Raw genomic sequence first — 18,104 nt, 5'->3', positions numbered from 1 at the left:
TAGGCTGCACGCATGACCAGCCTGCCGTCCGTCGCTGCCGTGGCCGCCACGATCGACCACGCCATCCTCAAGCCCGAGCTCACCCTCGAGGAGGTCGACTCCCAGCTCGACGTCGCCCGCCGCCTCGGGCTGTTCAGCGTGTGCGTCCGCCCGTCCGACGTCGCCCACGCCGTCGCTCGCCTCGATGGCAGCGGGGTCGCGGTGGGGACCGTCATCGGATTCCCGCACGGCACGACGTCGACCGCCGGCAAGGTCGCCGAGGTGCGTCAGGCGCTCGCCGACGGTGCCGTGGAGCTGGACATGGTCGTCTCCATCGGCCGCCTCCGCAGCGGGATGCTCGACGACGTCGAGGCCGACGTCCGGGCCGTCGTCGACGCGGCGGACGGTCACGTCGTCAAGGTGATCCTCGAGACGGCCCTGCTCGACGACGACCAGGTCGTGGCCGGCTGTCGTGCCGCGGAACGTGCCGGCGCCCACTTCGTGAAGACGTCGACCGGGTTCGCCGGCGGCGGCGCGACGGCGCACCACATCGCCCTGATGCGCGGCGCGGTCAGCGAGTCGGTGCAGGTCAAGGCGTCCGGAGGCGTGCGAGGCCTGGACACCCTGCTCGAGCTGTCCGACCTCGGGGCGACGCGCTTCGGCACCAGCGCGTCCGACGTCATCCTCGCCGACCTGCAGGCGCGCCACGAGGGCGAGGCGCCCACGGGCGCGGAGGACACCTCGTCCTACTGAGCCCGACCTGCTGAGCCCGTCGCGCTCGACCGGCCCTCCCGTGGATCGACGACGGGTCCGAGGCGCGGCGAACTTCACCGGATCGACACCGCCTCGTCACCGACCGACCGTTGACGCGGCCGTGGCTGGTGAGGTGTGATCGTTCCTGGTCCGGCACCGCCAGGTGCTCGGGGGGCCTGCAGTGCCGTGATCCTCGACGGTGACGTCGAGGCGCGTCTCGACGTCGTCCTCCGTCCCCGGAGTCCCCGGACCGGTCCGTCCGACCGACTCGAGGAACACCGTGACTGCCCCCTCCTTCATGCGTCGTGCCGCTGCTGCCCTCAGCCTGGCCACCGCCGCCGCCCTGCTCACCGTCTCGCCCGCCTCGGCCGCCGAACCGGTCGACATCACCGTGCTCGGCTTCAACGACTTCCACGGGCGCATCGACGCCAACACCGTCGCCTTCGCCGGCACCATCGAGGAGCGCCGCGCGGCAGCCGGCGAGGACTCCACGCTGCTGCTGTCCAACGGCGACAGCATCGGCGGGTCGCTGTTCGCCTCCTCGGTCCAGCAGGACCAACCCACCATCGACGTCCTCAACGCCCTCGGGCTGCAGGCCAGCGCCGTCGGCAACCACGAGTTCGACCGCGGGTTCGCTGACCTCACCGACCGGGTGATCCCGGCGAGCGACTTCCCGATCCTCGGTGCCAACGTCCGGAACGCCGACGGCTCGCCGGCCCTCGAGGCCTACGAGGTCGTGGAGGTCGGCGACCTGACCGTCGGCGTGATCGGCGCGGTCACCGAGGAGACCCCGAGCCTGGTCAGTCCCTCGGGCGTCGCCGACATCACCTTCACCGATCCCGTCGACGCCGTGAACGACGCCGTGGCCGAGCTGGAGGCCCTGCCCGACGCGCCGGACGTCATCGTGGCGCAGTACCACGAGGGTGGCGCCGGCGCGACGCTCGAGGCCGCCGTCGGAGCCAGCGAGGCGTTCCGCAGCATCGTCGAGGACACCGACCCCGCCGTCGACGCGATCTTCACCGGCCACACCCACCAGGTCTACGCCTTCGACGCCCCCGTCGCGGGCGGCGGCTCGCGTCCGGTCGTCCAGGCCGGCAGCTTCGGCGAGAACATCGCCGAGGTCACGCTCAGCATCGATCCCGACTCCGGTGACGTGGCCGCCCACGCCGCGGAGATCGTGCCGCGCACCACGACGTCGCCGACCGACCTCGTCAACGCCTTCCCGCGCGTGAAGGAGGTCAAGGACGTCGTCGACGAGGCGATCGCCCTGGCCGACGAGATCGGCCGCGAGCCGGTCGGCGAGATCACCGCCGACATCACGACGGCCTTCGCGAACGGAGCGCGTGACGACCGCGCGAGCGAGTCCACCCTCGGCAACCTCGTCGCCGAGGCGACCTTCGACCAGGTGTCCCGGATGCCGGCCGGCGCCGACCTCGCCGTCGTCAACCCCGGCGGGCTGCGCGCGGACCTGCTGGTCGAGGGCGACGGAGGTCCTGGGGTCGTGACGCTCGCCGAGGCCAACGCCGTGCTGCCGTTCGTCAACAACCTCAGCTCGGTCACCATGACCGGCGCGTCGCTGAAGACGGTCTTCGAGCAGCAGTGGCAGCGCGACGCCGCCGGAGCGGTTCCGTCCCGCCCCTACCTGCAGCTCGGGACGTCGGACAACGTGCGCTACACCTTCGACCCCACCCGTCCCGAGGGCGACCGCATCATGTCGCTTCGCGTCGACGGCGAGCCCATCGACCCGTCGGGCTCCTACCGCGTCGCCGTGCCGACCTTCCTGGCCGGCGGGGGCGACAACTTCCGTGCCTTCACCGAGGGGACGGCCGTCGACACCGGCGTCCTCGACTTCGAGGCGTGGTCGACGTACCTGCGCGAGAACCAGCCGCTCTCCCCGGACTTCGCCCGCCACGCCGTCCGTGTCGAGGGACTCCAGGACACCTACGAAGCCGGTGACACCGTCTCCTTCGAGCTGCCGAACCTCGACCTCACGTCGCTCGGCAGCCCGTCCAACACCGACGTGAGCCTCACCCTGGTCCAGGGCGACGAGGAGACCCCGCTCGGCACGTCGCCGGTCGCCGGTGGCGCCTCGAGCCCGGAGCTCACCCTGCCCGGCGGCGTGTCCGGTGACGCGGTCCTGAGGGTCGAGGCCACCCCTAGCGGCACCGTCGCCGATCTGCCGATCACGATCGAGGCGGGGGACGAGGTCCTGGCACCGGCGCGCGTGCAGGCCGACGCCCTCCCGGCGACCGTCCGCGGCCTACCGGTCCCGGTGCTCGTCCGGGTCGACGGTGACCAGGGCCGGGCGACCGGCCGGATCGAGGTCCACTCCGGCGAGACCCGCCTGGCCGCGGCCACGGTCCGTGGCGGCGTCGCCCTGGTGATCGTCGACAGCCGACGTCTCGGCACCGGACGCCAGAGCCTCGACGTCCGCTACCTCGGCGACGAGACCTACGCCCCGTCGAGCACGACGGTCGACGTCCGCGTGCTGGGACTCTTCCGATGAGGCGCCTTCGGTCGCTGACGGCGAGCGCGCTCGCCGTCGCCGTGGCCGGTGGCGCACTCGTCGCGGGTGGCGTCTCGGCTGAGGCCGCTCCTGACGGGTCCGGCCTGGTCATCTCCGAGGCCTACCTCAACGGTGGGAGCGCCGGGGCGACGTACCGCAACAAGTTCGTCGAGGTGCACAACCCCACCGACGAGGCCGTCGACGTCTCCGGGTGGTCAGTGCAGTACCGCGCCTACTCCTCGACCTCGCGCTTCACCGGTGTCATCCCGCTGGGCGACCGGCGCGTCCCCGCCGGCGGCACCCTGCTCGTCAGCGGCAACAGCAACGCCGCCAACGGCGAGGTGCTGCCGACCCCCGACGTCTCGTCCTCCATCGCGTTCTCCGGGAACACCAACGGGGGCACCCTCGCCCTCGTGAGCTCCGGCACCGCCCTGGAGGGTGACCGCGACGCGGTCCTCGCGGCCGACGACCTCGTCGACCTCGTCGGGTACGGCGCGTCCACCACCTTCGAGGGCGCGGCGCCGGCGAGCGGGTACTCCGTGACGTCGTCGTTGAACCGCACCGAGGGTCGCGACACCGACGACAACGCGGCCGACCTCACGGCGGGAGCACCGACGCCCACGCCCTGCGGCGCGGCGTGCGACCCCGAGGCGGCCGAGCCCGTCGACCCGACGCCGATGCAGATCGCCGAGATCCAGGGTCCTGGCGCGAGCAGCCCCGTGCAGGGCGACACCGTCGTCACCACGGGTGTCGTCACCGCGGCCTACCCCACGGGTGGCTTCGACGGCGTGTACCTGCAGACCGCCGGCACGGGCGGCGAGGACCTGGACGACCTCACGGCGTCGCACGCCGTGTTCGTCTCCTCGCTCGACCTCGCCCGCGACGTCCAGGTGGGCGACCACGTAGAGGTCGTCGGCGTGGTCGAGGAGTCCTTCGGCCTGACCCGCGTCGTCGCCGACGAGCGCTACCGCGTCCTCGACGAACCGGCTGCGTCCGTCAAGGCCACCGAGCTGGCCCTCCCGCTCGACGCCGCCGAGCGTGAGCGGCTCGAGAGCATGCTCGTCGCGCCCGTCGGCGACCTCACCGTGACCGACAACTACTCGACCCACCAGTACGGCGAGATCGGTCTCGCCTCCGGTACCACGGCGCTGCCGCAGCCGACCGACGTCGAGCGACCCGGCACGGAGGCCTACCGGGCCCTCGTCGCCGAGAACGAGCGCAGGCTCGTGACGCTCGACGACGGCCGCGGCACGAACTTCCTGTCCGGCACCGCGCGCAACGAGCCCGCGCCGTGGTTGCGGCCCGACAACGAGGTGCGCGTCGGGGCGCCGGTCACGGTCACCGACCCCGTGATCCTGGACTTCCGGTTCGGACTGTGGCGGTTGCAGCCGACGGCACCCTTGACGGCCGAGGAGGAGCCGGCGACGTTCGGCTCGACCCGCAGCGCCGCCCCGTCGGTCGACGGCGACGTGAAGGTCGCCGCCTTCAACGTGCTGAACTACTTCGTCACGACCGGCGCCGACTACGAGGCCAACGGCCTGGGCACGTGCACGTACTACACCGACCGCGCCGGCGCCCCGGTCACCGTCAACCGTTGCACCGGGGTCGGGCCGCGCGGAGCGGCCGACGACGCCAACCTCGCCCGCCAGGAGGCGAAGATCGTCGCCGCGATCAACAGCCTCGAGGCCGAGGTCGTCGCCCTGCAGGAGATCGAGAACTCCGCCGCGTTCGGCATCGACCGCGACACGGCGCTGCGGGCGCTCGTCGCAGCGCTGAACGAGGACGCCGGCCGCGAGCGGTGGAGCGTGGTCGCCTCGCCGGCCGACGTGCCCCAGCCCGAGGACGTCATCCGCACGGCGTTCATCCACGACACCGACGCGATCGAGACGGTGGGGGAGTCGGTCATCCTCGACGACCCGGCCTTCGACAACGCCCGTGACCCCCTGGCGCAGACCTTCCGACCCGTCGGGGCCGGCGCCGACGACGACTTCGTGGTGATCAACAACCACTTCAAGTCCAAGGGCTCGGGGACGGGGGAGGACGCCGACGCCGGCGACGGCCAAGGCGCGTCGAACGCCTCGCGCGTCCGTCAGGCCCAGGCGTTGACGACGTTCGCCGCAGAGCGCGCCGAGGCCGCCGGGACCGACCTGACGTTCCTCACCGGCGACTTCAACTCCTACAGCCGGGAGGACCCTGTCGAGGTGATCCGCGACGCCGGGTTCGTGGACGCTCCGCGCGAGCTCGACGCGGGAGCCACCTACCTCTTCGGTGGACGGGTCGGTTCGTTGGACCACGTGTTCGTCTCCGAGGCGGGCTTCGAGCGTGTCACCGACGCGGCGATCTGGAACATCAACGCCGTCGAGTCGGTGGCTCGCGAGTACAGCCGGTTCAACGGGAACGTCACGAACCTCTACGACGCGTCGGTGTTCCGGGCCAGCGACCACGATCCCGTCGTCGTCGGGTTCTCCACCACGTCGGACCCGGGACCGGAGCCCGAGCCGGGTCGGTCGCCGTCGACGATCACGGTCGAGTCGGCCAGGATCGGCCTCCTCGGTCGCCTCGCGGTCACCGTCGACACACCGGGTCGAGTGGTCGACTCCGGTCTCGTCGTCGTGCAGCGCGGCTTCCTGCCGGTCGGGTTCGGCATCGTCCGCGACGGCCGCGCGACCGTGTACGTCGCTGGGTTGAGAAGCGGCGTCGACTGCCGCCTCACCTACTCCGGCGACCGACGGACGGCGCCGTCGTCGCTGATCCACCGCGTGGCGCGATAGCGGCGGTGGACTCCGAGACCCCGTCCGCCCGGGAGCCCCGCTGGGGGGCGGGTCCCGGGCGGACGGCCAGGACCGCGCACGACCACGCTCTGCGGAGAGCCCTGACGTTCAGAGGCCGAGGGCGACGGCGAGGTCGTCGCGCAGAGCCGCGGTGACACCCTCGGCGCGCTCGCGTGCGGCATCGAGCCCACCGTCGGTCGACGCGACGACCTCGAGGTAGCACTTCAGCTTGGGCTCGGTGCCCGACGGGCGGCAGATGATGCGGACGCCGTCGATGCCGTCCCCGGGAGCGAGCTCCAGGCGGATCCCGTCGGTCGCGGGCAGGTCGCGCCAGCCCGTGGCGAGGTCGTCGATCGTCGTCACCTGCAGTCCGGCGAGGCGGGACGGGGGAGCGCTTCGCAGCGTCGTCATGGCGGCGGCGATGATCGCGACGTCCTCCACGCGCACCGAGAGCTGGGCGGTGTGGTGCAGCCCGTGCTCGCGGTAGAGGTCGTCGAGGCGGTCCAGCAGGGTGCGCCCCTCGGCCTTGAGCTCGGCGGCGAGCTCGAGCACGGCGAGCACGGCGGTGACACCGTCCTTGTCCCGTGCGATGTGCGGGGCGACGCTGTAGCCGAGCGCCTCCTCGTAGCCGTAGGCGAGGTCGGCGATCTTGCCGAGCCACTTGAAGCCGGTGAGCGTCTGCTGCCATGCGCCGCCGTCTGCCGACACGACCCGCCCGAGCATGTCGGAGCTGACGACAGACGCCGCGTAGGTGCCCGAGACCCCGCGCCGCAGCAGCAGGTCGCCGAGGAGGACGCCGACCTGGTCGCCGCTCAGCATCGTGACCGTCCCGTTGGCGGCACGGACGCCGACGGCGCACCGGTCGGCGTCCGGGTCGTTGGCCAGCACGAGGTCGGCCTCCACCTCGGCCGCCTTGGCAAGGGCGAGGTCCATCGCGCCCGGCTCCTCGGGGTTGGGGAAGGCGACGGTGGGGAAGCGAGGATCGGGCTCGGCCTGCTCCGCCACGACGTGCAGGGGCGCGAACCCCGCGTCCTCGACGACGCGGACGACCGTGTCGCGTCCGACGCCGTGCATGGGGGTGTAGACGGCGCTGACCGCCCGCCGGTCGGTGCCGCTGGCACCGAGGGTCTGCGAGAGGCTGACTGCCGCCGTCCGGTAGGCGTCGGCGACGTCGGGGCCGAGCACCGTGTGAGCGTCGCTGCGCTCGAGCTCGTCGACCCTGCCCACGGCGTCGATCGCCGCGGAGATGTCGGCGTCGGCCGGCGGGACGATCTGGCTGGTGTCGGCGAGGTAGACCTTGTACCCGTTGTCCTGCGGCGGGTTGTGCGAGGCGGTGACCATGACGCCGGCAGAGCTGCCCAGGTGTCCGATGGCGAAGGCCAGGACGGGGGTCGGCGTCGGCTCGGGCAGGAGGTAGGCGTCCAGACCCAGCCCCTGCGCGATCTCGGCGGTGTCGCGGGCGAAGACGTCGGAGTTGAAGCGCGCGTCGTAGCCGACGACGATCGACGGGCGTCCACCCTCGCTCGCCTGGTCCAGCAGGTACCGGCACAGGCCCGCGGCCGCCTGCGCGACGACGACCCGGTTCATGCGGTTCGGGCCGGCACCGAGAGCCCCGCGCAGTCCCGCGGTGCCGAACTGCAGTCGTCCGGCGAACCGGTCCTGCAGCTCGGCGACCGCGTTGCCGCGGAGGAGGCCCGTCAGCTCCTCGCGCGTTACCGGGTCGGGGTCCTGAAACAGCCAGTCCTCGGCGGCGGAACGCAGGTCGTCGGGCAGGGTCTCCATGGTCGCTCCTCAGATCCGGGGCAGGACGCGTCCGAGCAGGTCGCCCATGCGGGTCGCCGCGGTGCGTCCGGCCTCGAGCACCTCCTCGTGGTTCAGGGGCTCACCGGACATGCCGGCGGCGGCATTCGTGACCAGGGACAGTCCGAGGACCTCCAGGCCCGCCTCGCGGGCGGCGATCGCCTCGAGGACCGTCGACATGCCGACGAGGTCGCCGCCGAGCGTGCGGATCATGCGGATCTCGGCCGGCGTCTCGTAGTGGGGGCCGGGCAGCTGGACGTAGACACCTTGGTCGAGGCTCGGGTCGACCTCGCGGCACAGGTCGCGCAGGCGCGGCGAGTAGGCGTCGGTGAGGTCCACGAACCGTGCACCCTCGATGGGCGACGTGGCGGTGAGGTTGATGTGGTCGCTGATGAGGACCGGGGTACCGGGTGACCACGCCGGGTCGAGACCGCCGCACCCGTTGGTGAGCACGACCGCGCGGCACCCCGCGGCAGCGGCGGTGCGCACCCCGTGGACGACGCTCGCGACGCCGTGACCCTCGTAGAAGTGGGTCCGGCCGAGGAAGACCAGCACGTCGAGGTCGCCGGCGCGGACCGAGCGGACGGTGCCGCCGTGCCCCTCGACCGACGGCGCCCGGAAGCCGGGCAGGTCGGCAGCGGGCAGCTCGGTGCGGGTCTCGCCGAGCCGGTCGGCCGCGGGCAACCAGCCCGAGCCCATCACCAGGGCGACGTCGTGCCGCTCGACGCTCGTGCGCCGGGCGAGCTCGGTGGCGGCCTGCTGGGCGAGTTCTGCGGTTCTCACCTGCCGAACCCTAACCGAGACCCGACCGCCCGGCGTCGGCTGCGACAATGGGCCCGTGACTCATGTGGCGATCGTCGGTGGAGGCCCCGGAGGATACGAGGCGGCGCTGGTCGCTGCCCGCCTGGGAGCGAAGGTCACCCTCGTCGAGAGGGACGGGGTGGGCGGCTCGACCGTGCTCACCGACTGCGTGCCGAGCAAGACGCTCATCGCGACGTCCGACCTGCTGACCGAGGTCGAGTCCTCCGCCGAGCTCGGTGTCGAGGTGCCGTCCACCGTCCGTGCCGACCTCGCCGCCGTGAACCACCGCGTGATGCGCCTGGCCGCGGCCCAGTCCGAGGACATCGCGACGCGACTGGACGCGAGTGGCGTGACGGTCCTCGACGGTCGCGCCCGACTCGTCGACGCCACCTCGGTCGAGGTCACCACCGAGGAGGGGACGCGGGTCGTCGACGCCGACGCCGTGCTCCTGGCCACCGGTGCCCACCCGCGCGTCAGCCCCGACGCGCAGCCCGACGGTGAGCGGATCCTGACGTGGGAGCAGGTCTACGCTCTGCGGGAGATCCCTCGGCACATGATCGTCGTGGGCTCCGGCGTCACGGGCGCGGAGTTCGCCAGCGCGTACAACGGGCTCGGCGCCGAGGTCACCTTGGTCTCCAGCCGCGACCGGGTGCTGCCCGGCGAGGACGAGGACGCCGCCGCGCTCATCGAGGAGGTCTTCACCGAGCGTGGGATGACGGTGATGGGCACGTCCCGCATGGCCGCGGTGGAGCGCTCGGGCGACGGCGTCGTCGTCACCCTCACCGACGGCCGCACCGTCGAGGGCTCGCACTGCCTCCTCGCGCTCGGCTCCATCCCGAACACCCAGGACATGGGTCTGGAGGAGGCGGGCGTCGTCCTGGACGACGGTGGGTTCGTGCGTGTCGACCGGGTCTCGCGCACGTCGGTCCCGGGCGTGTACGCCGCCGGCGACTGCACGGGCGTGCTCATGCTCGCGTCGGTCGCCGCGCAGCAGGGGCGCATCGCCATGTCGCACCTGCTCGGCGACGCCGTCCTCCCGCTGGATCTGCAGAAGATCTCGAGCAACATCTTCACCTCGCCCGAGATCGCGACGGTCGGGCTGTCCCAGCGTCAGATCGACGAGGCCGAGATCCACGTCGAGTCGACGATGCTCCCGCTGGCTGCCAACGCGAGGGCCAAGATGCAGGGGGTGCACCACGGCTTCGTCAAGCTGTCGGCGAGAGCCGGCGGCGGTGGCGTGGTCGGCGGCGTCGTCGTCGGGCCCCGGGCCAGCGAGCTCGTCCACGCGCTCTCTCTGGCGGTCTCGACGGGTCTGACGGTCGATCAGGTCGCGGAGGCGTTCACGGTCTACCCCTCGCTGTCCGGGTCGGTCGCCGAGGCCGCGCGCCGCCTGCACCGGCTCTGACGGACCCGTCGATCGGCGTCGGCGCGACGCATTGCCCCTGACCTGCGGAAATGACACCAATGTAGTTCTGCAGATCAACCGATTGCGGTGGACAGAGGCCCACCCGGCGGGTGAGGATTCGAGTCACGACTCGTCACATTCGTCACACCAGTCACACGATCGGCTTCCCCATGATCCCCTGGTCATCCGTCCACCGAGCCCTGGCGCTGGGCCTCGTCGGTGCCGTCGCCGCGGCGACGGTCCTCGTCGGCCCGAGCGACCCGAGCGACCCGTCCGACACCACTCCCGTCTCGGCGGAGGGTGAGGACTCCACCCTGCAGGAGCAGGCCGTCCCCCTCGTGGACGACCCGGAGGCCGAGCAGGCACCCCCGGAGACGCTGCAGGAGGACCCGCAGGAGGACCTGCAGGAGCCCCAGGACGACGCCGGCGGCACCGGCCGGGGCGGGGGAGACCCCGAGGCCCCCGTCGCCGAGCTCGAGCGGACCACGACCGACCCCTTCAACATGGTCGGCGTGACGTGGGAGGGCGGCGCCGACCTGCGCGTCGAGGTCAGCTACCGCACGGCGGGGCAGTGGAGTGCGTTCGAGGACCTGGAGGTGGAGCCGGTCGACCCCAACGAGGGCGGGCGAGCCGGCACCGAGCCGTTGTGGATCAACGACGGCGCCGACGGGGTCTCCGTCAAGATCACCTCGGCCAGTGGCGAGCTCCCGCGCGACGTGAAGGTCGCGACCATCGACCCCGGTGAGGACGGCCTGATCGCGCCGACCTCCGGCGCCGCAGGCCAGCCGCCGATCATCATGCGATCGTCCTGGGGTGCGAAGTCGGCGAGCTGCTCCACGGGCCGCCCCGCCACCCGTGGCGCGACGATCCACCACACCGCGGGCAACAACACCTACAGCCAGGCGCAGGTGGCCGGCATCCTGCGCAGCTACCAGGACTACACCGCAGCCGCGGGTGGTGCGACATCGGCTACAACTTCCTCGTCGACCGCTTCGGCCGGATCTACGAGGGCCGCATCGGCGGCATCACCAACATGGTCCGCGGCGCCCATGCCGGGACGAACGACGCCAACACCTACACCGTCGGCATCGCGATGATGGGCACCTTCACGAACGTGCAGCCGGTCCTCGCGACGCGCGCAGCCGTTGCCGACCTCGTCGCCTGGCGCTTCCGCCTCGCCGGCCTGCCGGCCCGTGGCACCCACACCCTCGACGGCAAGTCCGTGCAGCGGATCATCGGCCACCGCGACGTCAAGGCCACCGAGTGCCCGGGACGGCTCGGCTACGCCTGGGTCACCAGCGGACTGCGCAGCTCGGTCCATCAGCGGCTGTCCGCGGCACCCCCTGCTGCCAATCCGGCTCCGACCCCGACGTACCGATGGCCGGCCCCCAGCAACCTCCGTGTGACGGGCTCCGACGCCTCATCACTGTCGTTGGCATGGAACCAGGTCGAAACGGCCAAGGAGTACGTCGTGCAGGTCTCGACGAACGCGTCCATGTCAGGTGCGACGTCGCGGGCGTTCTCGACCACCTCGGGGCGCATCACCGGACTGAAGGCTTCGACGACCTACTACGCGCGGGTGATGGTGCGCCACTCGAAGGACGGGTCCGCGTTGAGTCCATGGACGGCGCCGCTGTCGCGCCAGACGGCCGCTCCGGCGCCGACGTATCGGTGGCCTGCTCCGGCGAACTTCAGGGTGACGGATCGTCAGGCGACGTCGTTGGCCTTGGCGTGGAACCAGGTGTCGACGGCGAAGAAGTACGTCGTGCAGGTTTCCGAGAACGCGTCGATGTCCAAACCGATGCACTTCGCCTTCTCGACGAATAGCGGCCGGGTGACGGGGTTGAAGCCGTCGACCACGTACCACGTGCGCATCGTGGTCAGGCACTCGACGACGAACGAGGCGCTCAGTCCGTGGAGCTCCGTGATCTCCGGGTCGACGTTCCGTTGGCCGGCTCCGGCCAACCTGCGGGTCACGGGGTCGGACGGCACGTCGCTGGCCCTGGCGTGGAACCGGGTCGACACGGCGAAGAAGTACGTCGTGCAGGTCTCCGAGAACGCGTCGATGTCCAAGCCGAGGTACTTCGCGTTCTCGACGACCAGCGGCCGCGTGACGGGTCTCGACCCGTCGACCAGGTACCACGTGCGGGTGGTGGTGCGGCACTCGATCACCAACCAGGCGCTCAGCCCGTGGTCGCCCGTGGTCTCGGAGACGACGACCGCCGACGTGCCACCACCGCCGACCTACCGGTGGCCGGCGCCGGCGAACTTCAGGGTGACGGGCTCGGACGCGACGTCCATGTCGTTCGCCTGGAACCGAGTCGAGACGGCGAAGAAGTACGTCGTGCAGGTCTCGAAGAACCCGTCGATGTCCAAGCCGATGCACTTCGCCTTCTCGACGAACAGCGGCCGGGTGACCGGCCTCGACCCGTCCACGACGTACCACGTGCGGGTGGTGGTGCGGCACTCGATCACGAACCAGGCGTTGAGTCCCTGGACGTCGACGGTGACGGGTTCGACGACGGCGCCCGCTCCGCCCGGTCCGACGTACCGGTGGCCGGCGCCGGCGAACTTCAGGGTGACGGGCTCGGACGCGACGTCGATGTCGTTGGCGTGGAACCAGGTGGAGACGGCGAAGAAGTACGTCGTGCAGGTCTCCAGGAACGCATCGATGGCCAGCCCGCAGCACTTCGCCTTCACCTCCCCGAGCGGTCGGGTGACGGGCCTGGACCCGTCGACGACGTACCACGTCCGAGTGATCGTGCGGCACTCCGTGTCGAACGAGGCGCTCAGTCCGTGGACGGACGTGGTCTCCGGCTCGACCAAGGCGGCCGCCGGCGGGTCCGGGGTGAACGATCGCACGATCGGCTCGGCCACGAGCATCCCCTTCAAGGGACGCGGGTTCGGGCACGGGATCGGGATGAGCCAGTACGGCGCACTCGGGGGCTCCCAGAGCGGAGCGATGGCCTCCACCATCCTCGCGCGCTACTACCCGGGTACGACCCTCGCCGACAGCTCCCGGTACATCAGGGTGCTCGTCACGGCGGACAACGACGGCTCGCTGGCCGTGCTCGCCGCCTCGAACCTGCGCTTCCTCCAGGGCTCGCGCTCCATCGCCCTGCCGACCAGCGTCAACGGCGCGAAGGTCTCGCACTGGCGCATCGAGCCGCTGGCCTCGGACCGGCGCCAGTCGACGCTGCGCTACAAGTCGGGCTCGACGTGGCGCACCTACCAGGACATGACCTGGAGCGGAGCGGCCGACTTCGCCGCCCCGACCATGCGGTTGGCCATGCCCGGCGGTGGGACGGTCACCTACCGCTACAAGCTGCGCGCGGCTCAGGCCAGCTCGACGTCGACGACGCGCCAGACGGTCAACGTGGTGCACCTCGACGACTACGCCCGCGGCGTCGTGCCTCGCGAGGTCCCGGCCTCCTGGCCGGACCAGGCGCTGCGAGCGCAGTCCATCGCCGCGCGCACCTACGGGCTCCGCTCGATCAGCTCCGGTGGCTGGTACGACATCTGCGACACGACGTCGTGCCAGGTCTACGGTGGCGCGTCCGCCGAGACGGCCAGGACGGACGCCGCCGTCGCGTCCACCGCCAAGCGGGTGCTGCTGTACCAGGGCTCTCCGGCGTTCACGCAGTTCTCGTCCTCCTCCGGTGGCTTCACCAACCAGGGGTCGCAGCCCTACCTGCGTCCGGTCAACGACCCCTGGGACGCCACGACCGCGAACCCCAACCGGTCCTGGACGCAGAACGTCCCCGTCTCGACGATCCGCGCGCGGTACCCGAGCATCGGCACGCCGCAGCGGCTGCGGATCACCCAGCGCAACGGTCACGGCGCCGACGGTGGGCGCGTCACGTCGATGCAGATCATCGGCAGCTCAGGCACGGTGACGGTGACGGGACCGGCGGCCCGAGCGGCCTTCGGGCTGAAGTCGGACTGGTTCGCCTTCTGAGCCGGTGACACGACGAGGGGCCCGGTCCGATCGGACCGGGCCCCTCGTCGTCGGCCTGGGACGGGTGCGGCCTACTCGGCGTCGACGATCTCGGCGATGACCTCGCCGGCACCGACGGTGGCGCCGATCTCGGCCTTGAGGCCGGTGAGCGTGCCGCTCTTGTGAGCGGTGATGGGCTGCTCCATCTTCATGGCCTCGATGACGACGACCTGGTCACCCTCGGCGACCTGCTGGCCCTCCTCGACGGCGATCTTGACGACGGTGCCCTGCATGGGCGAGGTGAGGGAGTCGCCGGAGACGGCCGCGGCGCCACCGCCACCGCCCTTGCGCTTGGGCTTCTTGGCAGCGCCGGCCGCCGGAGCGGCGGCACCCAGCCCGCCGGGCAGCACGACCTCGAGGCGCTTGCCCCCGACCTCGACGACGACGCGCTCGCGCTCGGAGGGCTCCGCGGACTCCGACCCGCCACCGTACGGCTCGAGCTGGTTGTCGTAGTCGGTCTCGATCCACGTCGTGTAGACGTCGAAGGAGCCCTCTCCGTCCTGCGTCGGGAGGGCGTTGTAGGCCGGGTCGTCGAGGACGTCGCGGTGGAACGGGATCACGGTGGGCATCCCCTCGACGACGAACTCGTCGAGCGCGCGCCGCGACCGCTCGATCGCCTGCTCGCGGGTGCGCCCGGTGACGATGAGCTTGGCGACGAGGGAGTCGAAGGCGCCGGGCACCGTCTCGCCCTCCTCGTAGCCACCGTCGAGGCGCACGCCGGGGCCGGCGGGGGGAGACCAACGGGTCAGCGTGCCGGGGGCGGGCAGGAAGCCGCGTCCGCCGTCCTCGGCGTTGATGCGGAACTCGATGGAGTGTCCGATGATCTCCGGGTCGTCGTACCCGAGCTCCTCGCCCGCGGCGATGCGGAACATCTCGCGGACGAGGTCGATGCCGGTGACCTCCTCGGAGACGCAGTGCTCGACCTGCAGACGCGTGTTGACCTCCAGGAAGCTGATGGTGCCGTCGCGGGCGACGAGGAACTCACACGTCCCGGCACCGACGTAGCCGGCCTCCTTCAGGATGGCCTTGGAGGAGTCGTAGAGACGCTGCAGCTGGTCGTCGGACAGGAACGGCGCGGGCGCCTCCTCGACGAGCTTCTGGTGGCGGCGCTGCAGCGAGCAGTCACGGGTGGACACGACGACGACGTTGCCGTGCTGGTCGGCCAGGCACTGGGTCTCGACGTGGCGCGGCTTGTCGAGGAACTTCTCCACGAGGCACTCCCCGCGACCGAAGGCGCCGACCGCCTCGCGCACAGCGGAGTCGAAGGCGTCGGGGATCTCCTCGAGGGTGCGCGCGACCTTGAGACCGCGGCCGCCGCCGCCGAAGACCGCCTTGATCGCCACGGGGAGGCCGTTCTCCTGCGCGAACGCGACGACCTCGTCGGCGTCGGCGACGGGATCCTTCGTGCCGGGAGCGAGCGGCGCGTTCGCACGCTCGGCGATCTGCTTGGCCTTGGCCTTGTCACCGAGGGCGTCGATGGCCGCGGGCGGGGGACCGATCCAGATCAGCCCGGCGTCGAGGACCGCCTGGGCGAAGTCGGCGTTCTCCGCGAGGAACCCGTACCCGGGGTGGACGCTGTCTGCGCCTGAGCGCTTCGCGACGTCGACGATCTTCTCGATCGAGAGGTAGGAGTCGGCGGGGGTGGCGCCCTCGAGCGAGTAGGCCTCGTCGGCCATGCGCACATGGATCGCGTCCCGGTCGGGCTCGGCGTAGACCGCGACGCTGGCGATCCCGGCGTCCTTGCAGGCACGGATGACGCGTACGGCGATCTCGCCGCGGTTCGCGATCAGGACCTTCTGCAGGGGCTTGCTCACGTGGTGCTCCTCGTCTCGACCGACACGTCTGCGAGCCGAGTGTAGGGCCAAGCATGGACGTCCGACCGATGAGGTACGTCACGCCCGGTGGAACGACCGACGCCCACACAGGTTAACGAGTGTTAACCTTGGGCGCATGGCTGCCCTCTCCACGAACGAGCACGAGGACTTCCGCCGCATGGTGCGTGAGTTCGCCCGGACGCGCATCGCCCCGCACGTCGCGCAGTGGGACAAGGACCACCACTTCCCCGTCCACGTGGTGCGCGAGATGGGCGACCTCGGTCTGTTCGGCATCACCGCCCCGGCGGCGTACGGCGGCTCCGAGGCCGACTTCACGAGCCTGTGCATCGCCATCGAGGAGCTCGGTCGCGTCGACCAGTCCATCGGCATCACCCTCCAGGCGGGCGTCGGTCTTGGCATCAACCCGCTCGTCGCGTACGGCAGCGAGGAGCAGAAGGAGCGCTGGCTGCCCGACCTCGTCGCCGGCCGGGCGCTCGCCGGCTTCGGCCTCACCGAGCCGGGCGCCGGCTCGGACGCGGGCGCCACCCGCACCAGGGCGGTCCTCGACGGCGACGAGTGGGTCGTCGACGGGGCCAAGCAGTTCATCACGAACTCCGGCAGCGAGATCACCTCCCTCGTCACGGTCACCGCCCGCACCGGCGAGCGGGCTGACGGGCGTCCCGAGATCTCCGCGATCTGCGTGCCGGCCGGCACGCGCGGGTTCGTCGCCGAGGCGCCCTACGACAAGCTCGGTTGGCACATCTCCGACACCCACGCCCTCACGCTGACCGACGTCCGCGTGCCCGCCGACCACCTCCTGGGCGAGCGCGGACGCGGGTACGCACAGTTCCTCGCCACGCTCGACGACGGCCGGATCGCCATCTCGGCCCTCGCCGTCGGCTGCCTGCAGGCGTGCCTCGACCTCTGCGTGGAGTACGCCGGCCAGCGCGAGACGTTCGGCGTCCCGATCGGCGCCAAGCAGGGCGTGGCCTTCCAGGTCTCCGACCTCGCCGTCATGCTCGAGGGGGCGCGAGCGCTCACCTACCGTGCGGCCCGGTTGAAGGATGCGGGCGCTCCGTCGGCGGAGGTCAAGCAGGCCGCGTCGATCGCCAAGCTCTACTCCACGGAGGCCGCCGTCACCGGGTCGCGCATCGCGACGCAGGTCTTCGGCGGCTACGGCTTCATGGAGGAGTACCCCGTCGCACGGTTCTACCGTGACGCGAAGATCCTCGAGATCGGGGAGGGAACGAGTGAGGTCCAGCGGATGCTCATCGCCCGTGGGCTGGGGCTGCCGGTCGAGTGAGCGGCGGCAGCGACCGGCACTCGTCAGTGCCGGTGCTCAGAGGTGCTCGAGGCGTGACGTCGGCAGGATGATCCGCCGCACGGACCCGGCGAAGTCCACGGTGACGGCCGTGGCGCGCTCCACCGACACGACGCGGCCGATGCCCCAGCCGTCGTGGGACACCCGTTCGCCCACCTCGTACACCGGATGGACCACCTCCGGCTCGGCCTGGAAGGGGCTGGACGCGTGGTAGCGACGGCGCGGCGTGGGAGGCATCGTGCTCCATTGTCCACCTTCGCACCCAGGATCGTCGTCATTGGCCCCACCCGGTCGCGTGCCTGGAGCCGGGTCAGGACCGGGGTGGCACCGCCCACAGCTCGGTCCACCGGACCTCGACGTCGGCGAGGAGGTCGCGCAGCATCGGGAGGCTGATGCCGACGACGGTGTGGTGGTCGCCCTCGATGCCCCGCACGAACGCACCGCCCAGGCCGTCGATCGTGAAGGCTCCGGCGACGTGCAGCGGCTCCCCGGTGGCGACGTAGGCGTCGATCTCGTCGTCGGTGACGTCGGCGAAGTGCACGATCGTCGAGGCACCGTCGACGACCTCCTTGCCGCCTCGGCGGACGCAGTGACCGGTGTGCAGCACCCCGGAGCGTCCGCGCATGCGATGCCAGCGGGTCCGGGCGACGTCGGCCGTGAGGGGCTTGCCGAGGATCTCGCCCTCGAACGCGAGCACCGAGTCGCAGCCCACGACGACGGCGTCGGGGTCGTCGATCTCGGCGGCGACCGCCCGGCACTTGAGCTGGGCGAGCGCCGCCGCCAGGTTCGCGGCGTCGTGGGTGGTCACCTGCGACTCGTCGACGCCGGAGACGACCACCTCCGGCTCGACGCCGGCCGACCGCAGCGTCGCGAGCCGGGCCGGGGACTGGGATGCGAGGACGAGCCGGACCATGGCACCATCATGCCGCTGCCCCGTGCCGGACGGCCGGACGCCCG

12 protein-coding genes are annotated in these 18,104 nt (G+C 71.6%); 7 read left to right on the top strand and 5 right to left on the bottom strand.

Features of this window, described 5'->3' with window-relative positions:
* Positions 1 to 12: 12 nt before the first annotated feature.
* The 3 genes from deoC (at position 13) to ABD213_RS03620 (ending at position 6,009) form a co-directional block, all read left to right on the top strand.
* On the top strand, positions 13 to 732 hold the full coding sequence (gene deoC, locus ABD213_RS03630; RefSeq protein ID WP_344324427.1) for a deoxyribose-phosphate aldolase: 720 nt from the start codon (positions 13 to 15) through the stop codon (positions 730 to 732).
* A gap of 280 nt (positions 733 to 1,012) precedes the next feature.
* Complete coding sequence (locus tag ABD213_RS03625; protein WP_344324424.1) at positions 1,013 to 3,238, top strand: bifunctional metallophosphatase/5'-nucleotidase; 2,226 nt, start codon at positions 1,013 to 1,015, stop codon at positions 3,236 to 3,238.
* A complete protein-coding gene (locus ABD213_RS03620) occupies positions 3,235 to 6,009 on the top strand; it encodes an ExeM/NucH family extracellular endonuclease (protein ID WP_344324421.1) in 2,775 nt (924 codons plus the stop codon). Before ABD213_RS03625 ends, ABD213_RS03620 begins: the two co-directional genes overlap by 4 nt.
* Before the next feature lie 108 nt (positions 6,010 to 6,117).
* Here ABD213_RS03620 and ABD213_RS03615 read toward each other — a convergent pair whose 3' ends face one another.
* Together ABD213_RS03615 and ABD213_RS03610 are read right to left on the bottom strand one after the other, a co-directional pair.
* Positions 6,118 to 7,791, bottom strand: coding sequence for a phospho-sugar mutase (locus ABD213_RS03615; RefSeq protein ID WP_344324418.1), 1,674 nt, complete (start codon positions 7,789 to 7,791; stop codon positions 6,118 to 6,120).
* A gap of 9 nt (positions 7,792 to 7,800) precedes the next feature.
* On the bottom strand, positions 7,801 to 8,592 hold the full coding sequence (locus ABD213_RS03610) for a purine-nucleoside phosphorylase (protein WP_344324415.1): 792 nt from the start codon (positions 8,590 to 8,592) through the stop codon (positions 7,801 to 7,803).
* 55 nt (positions 8,593 to 8,647) lie between these two features.
* Between ABD213_RS03610 and ABD213_RS03605 the strand changes: the two genes are divergently transcribed.
* From ABD213_RS03605 to ABD213_RS03595, 3 genes are all read left to right on the top strand, one after another.
* Complete coding sequence (locus tag ABD213_RS03605; RefSeq protein ID WP_344324412.1) at positions 8,648 to 10,015, top strand: NAD(P)H-quinone dehydrogenase; 1,368 nt, start codon at positions 8,648 to 8,650, stop codon at positions 10,013 to 10,015.
* 170 nt (positions 10,016 to 10,185) lie between these two features.
* Positions 10,186 to 11,112 carry a peptidoglycan recognition protein family protein gene (locus ABD213_RS03600; protein WP_344324408.1) on the top strand — a complete coding sequence of 309 codons (927 nt, stop codon included), beginning with the start codon at positions 10,186 to 10,188 and terminating at the stop codon, positions 11,110 to 11,112.
* Positions 11,016 to 13,973: a SpoIID/LytB domain-containing protein gene (locus ABD213_RS03595; RefSeq protein ID WP_344324707.1), complete on the top strand. Its 2,958-nt coding sequence runs from the start codon at positions 11,016 to 11,018 to the stop codon at positions 13,971 to 13,973. Before ABD213_RS03600 ends, ABD213_RS03595 begins: the two co-directional genes overlap by 97 nt.
* 71 nt (positions 13,974 to 14,044) lie before the next feature.
* On the opposite strand, the gene ABD213_RS03590 is transcribed toward ABD213_RS03595, so the two are convergent.
* Positions 14,045 to 15,826 carry an acetyl/propionyl/methylcrotonyl-CoA carboxylase subunit alpha gene (locus ABD213_RS03590; protein ID WP_344324405.1) on the bottom strand — a complete coding sequence of 594 codons (1,782 nt, stop codon included), beginning with the start codon at positions 15,824 to 15,826 and terminating at the stop codon, positions 14,045 to 14,047.
* Between the two features lie 136 nt (positions 15,827 to 15,962).
* Between ABD213_RS03590 and ABD213_RS03585 the strand changes: the two genes are divergently transcribed.
* Complete coding sequence (locus tag ABD213_RS03585) at positions 15,963 to 17,129, top strand: acyl-CoA dehydrogenase family protein (RefSeq protein ID WP_344324402.1); 1,167 nt, start codon at positions 15,963 to 15,965, stop codon at positions 17,127 to 17,129.
* Positions 17,130 to 17,165: 36 nt separating this feature from the next.
* Here the strand turns inward: ABD213_RS03585 and ABD213_RS03580 are convergent, their stop codons facing one another.
* A complete protein-coding gene (locus tag ABD213_RS03580; protein WP_344324399.1) occupies positions 17,166 to 17,384 on the bottom strand; it encodes a hypothetical protein in 219 nt (72 codons plus the stop codon).
* A 73-nt stretch (positions 17,385 to 17,457) separates the two neighbouring features.
* The gene (locus tag ABD213_RS03575; protein WP_344324396.1) at positions 17,458 to 18,060 is read right to left on the bottom strand and encodes a Maf family protein; all 603 of its coding nucleotides are present in this window, start codon (positions 18,058 to 18,060) and stop codon (positions 17,458 to 17,460) included.
* Positions 18,061 to 18,104: the final 44 nt, after the last annotated feature.

It is taken from the genome of Aeromicrobium halocynthiae (genome assembly GCF_039531385.1).
Classification (GTDB): Bacteria; Actinomycetota; Actinomycetes; order Propionibacteriales; family Nocardioidaceae; genus Aeromicrobium; species Aeromicrobium halocynthiae.
Note: the sequence above shows the minus strand (reverse complement) of the source record. Positions and strands in the feature narration are given on the sequence as shown.

Bases quoted from the DNA above. Each gene is read 5' to 3' on its own strand.
- ABD213_RS03620 (WP_344324421.1), top strand. From the start codon at position 3,235: ATGAGGCGCCTTCGGTCGCTGACGGCGAGCGCGCTCGCCGTCGCCGTG.
- ABD213_RS03575 (WP_344324396.1), bottom strand. From the start codon at position 18,060: ATGGTCCGGCTCGTCCTCGCATCCCAGTCCCCGGCCCGGCTCGCGACG.
- ABD213_RS03600 (WP_344324408.1), top strand. From the start codon at position 10,186: ATGATCCCCTGGTCATCCGTCCACCGAGCCCTGGCGCTGGGCCTCGTC.
- deoC (WP_344324427.1), top strand. From the start codon at position 13: ATGACCAGCCTGCCGTCCGTCGCTGCCGTGGCCGCCACGATCGACCAC.
- ABD213_RS03615 (WP_344324418.1), bottom strand. From the start codon at position 7,791: ATGGAGACCCTGCCCGACGACCTGCGTTCCGCCGCCGAGGACTGGCTG.
- ABD213_RS03585 (WP_344324402.1), top strand. From the start codon at position 15,963: ATGGCTGCCCTCTCCACGAACGAGCACGAGGACTTCCGCCGCATGGTG.
- ABD213_RS03580 (WP_344324399.1), bottom strand. From the start codon at position 17,384: ATGCCTCCCACGCCGCGCCGTCGCTACCACGCGTCCAGCCCCTTCCAG.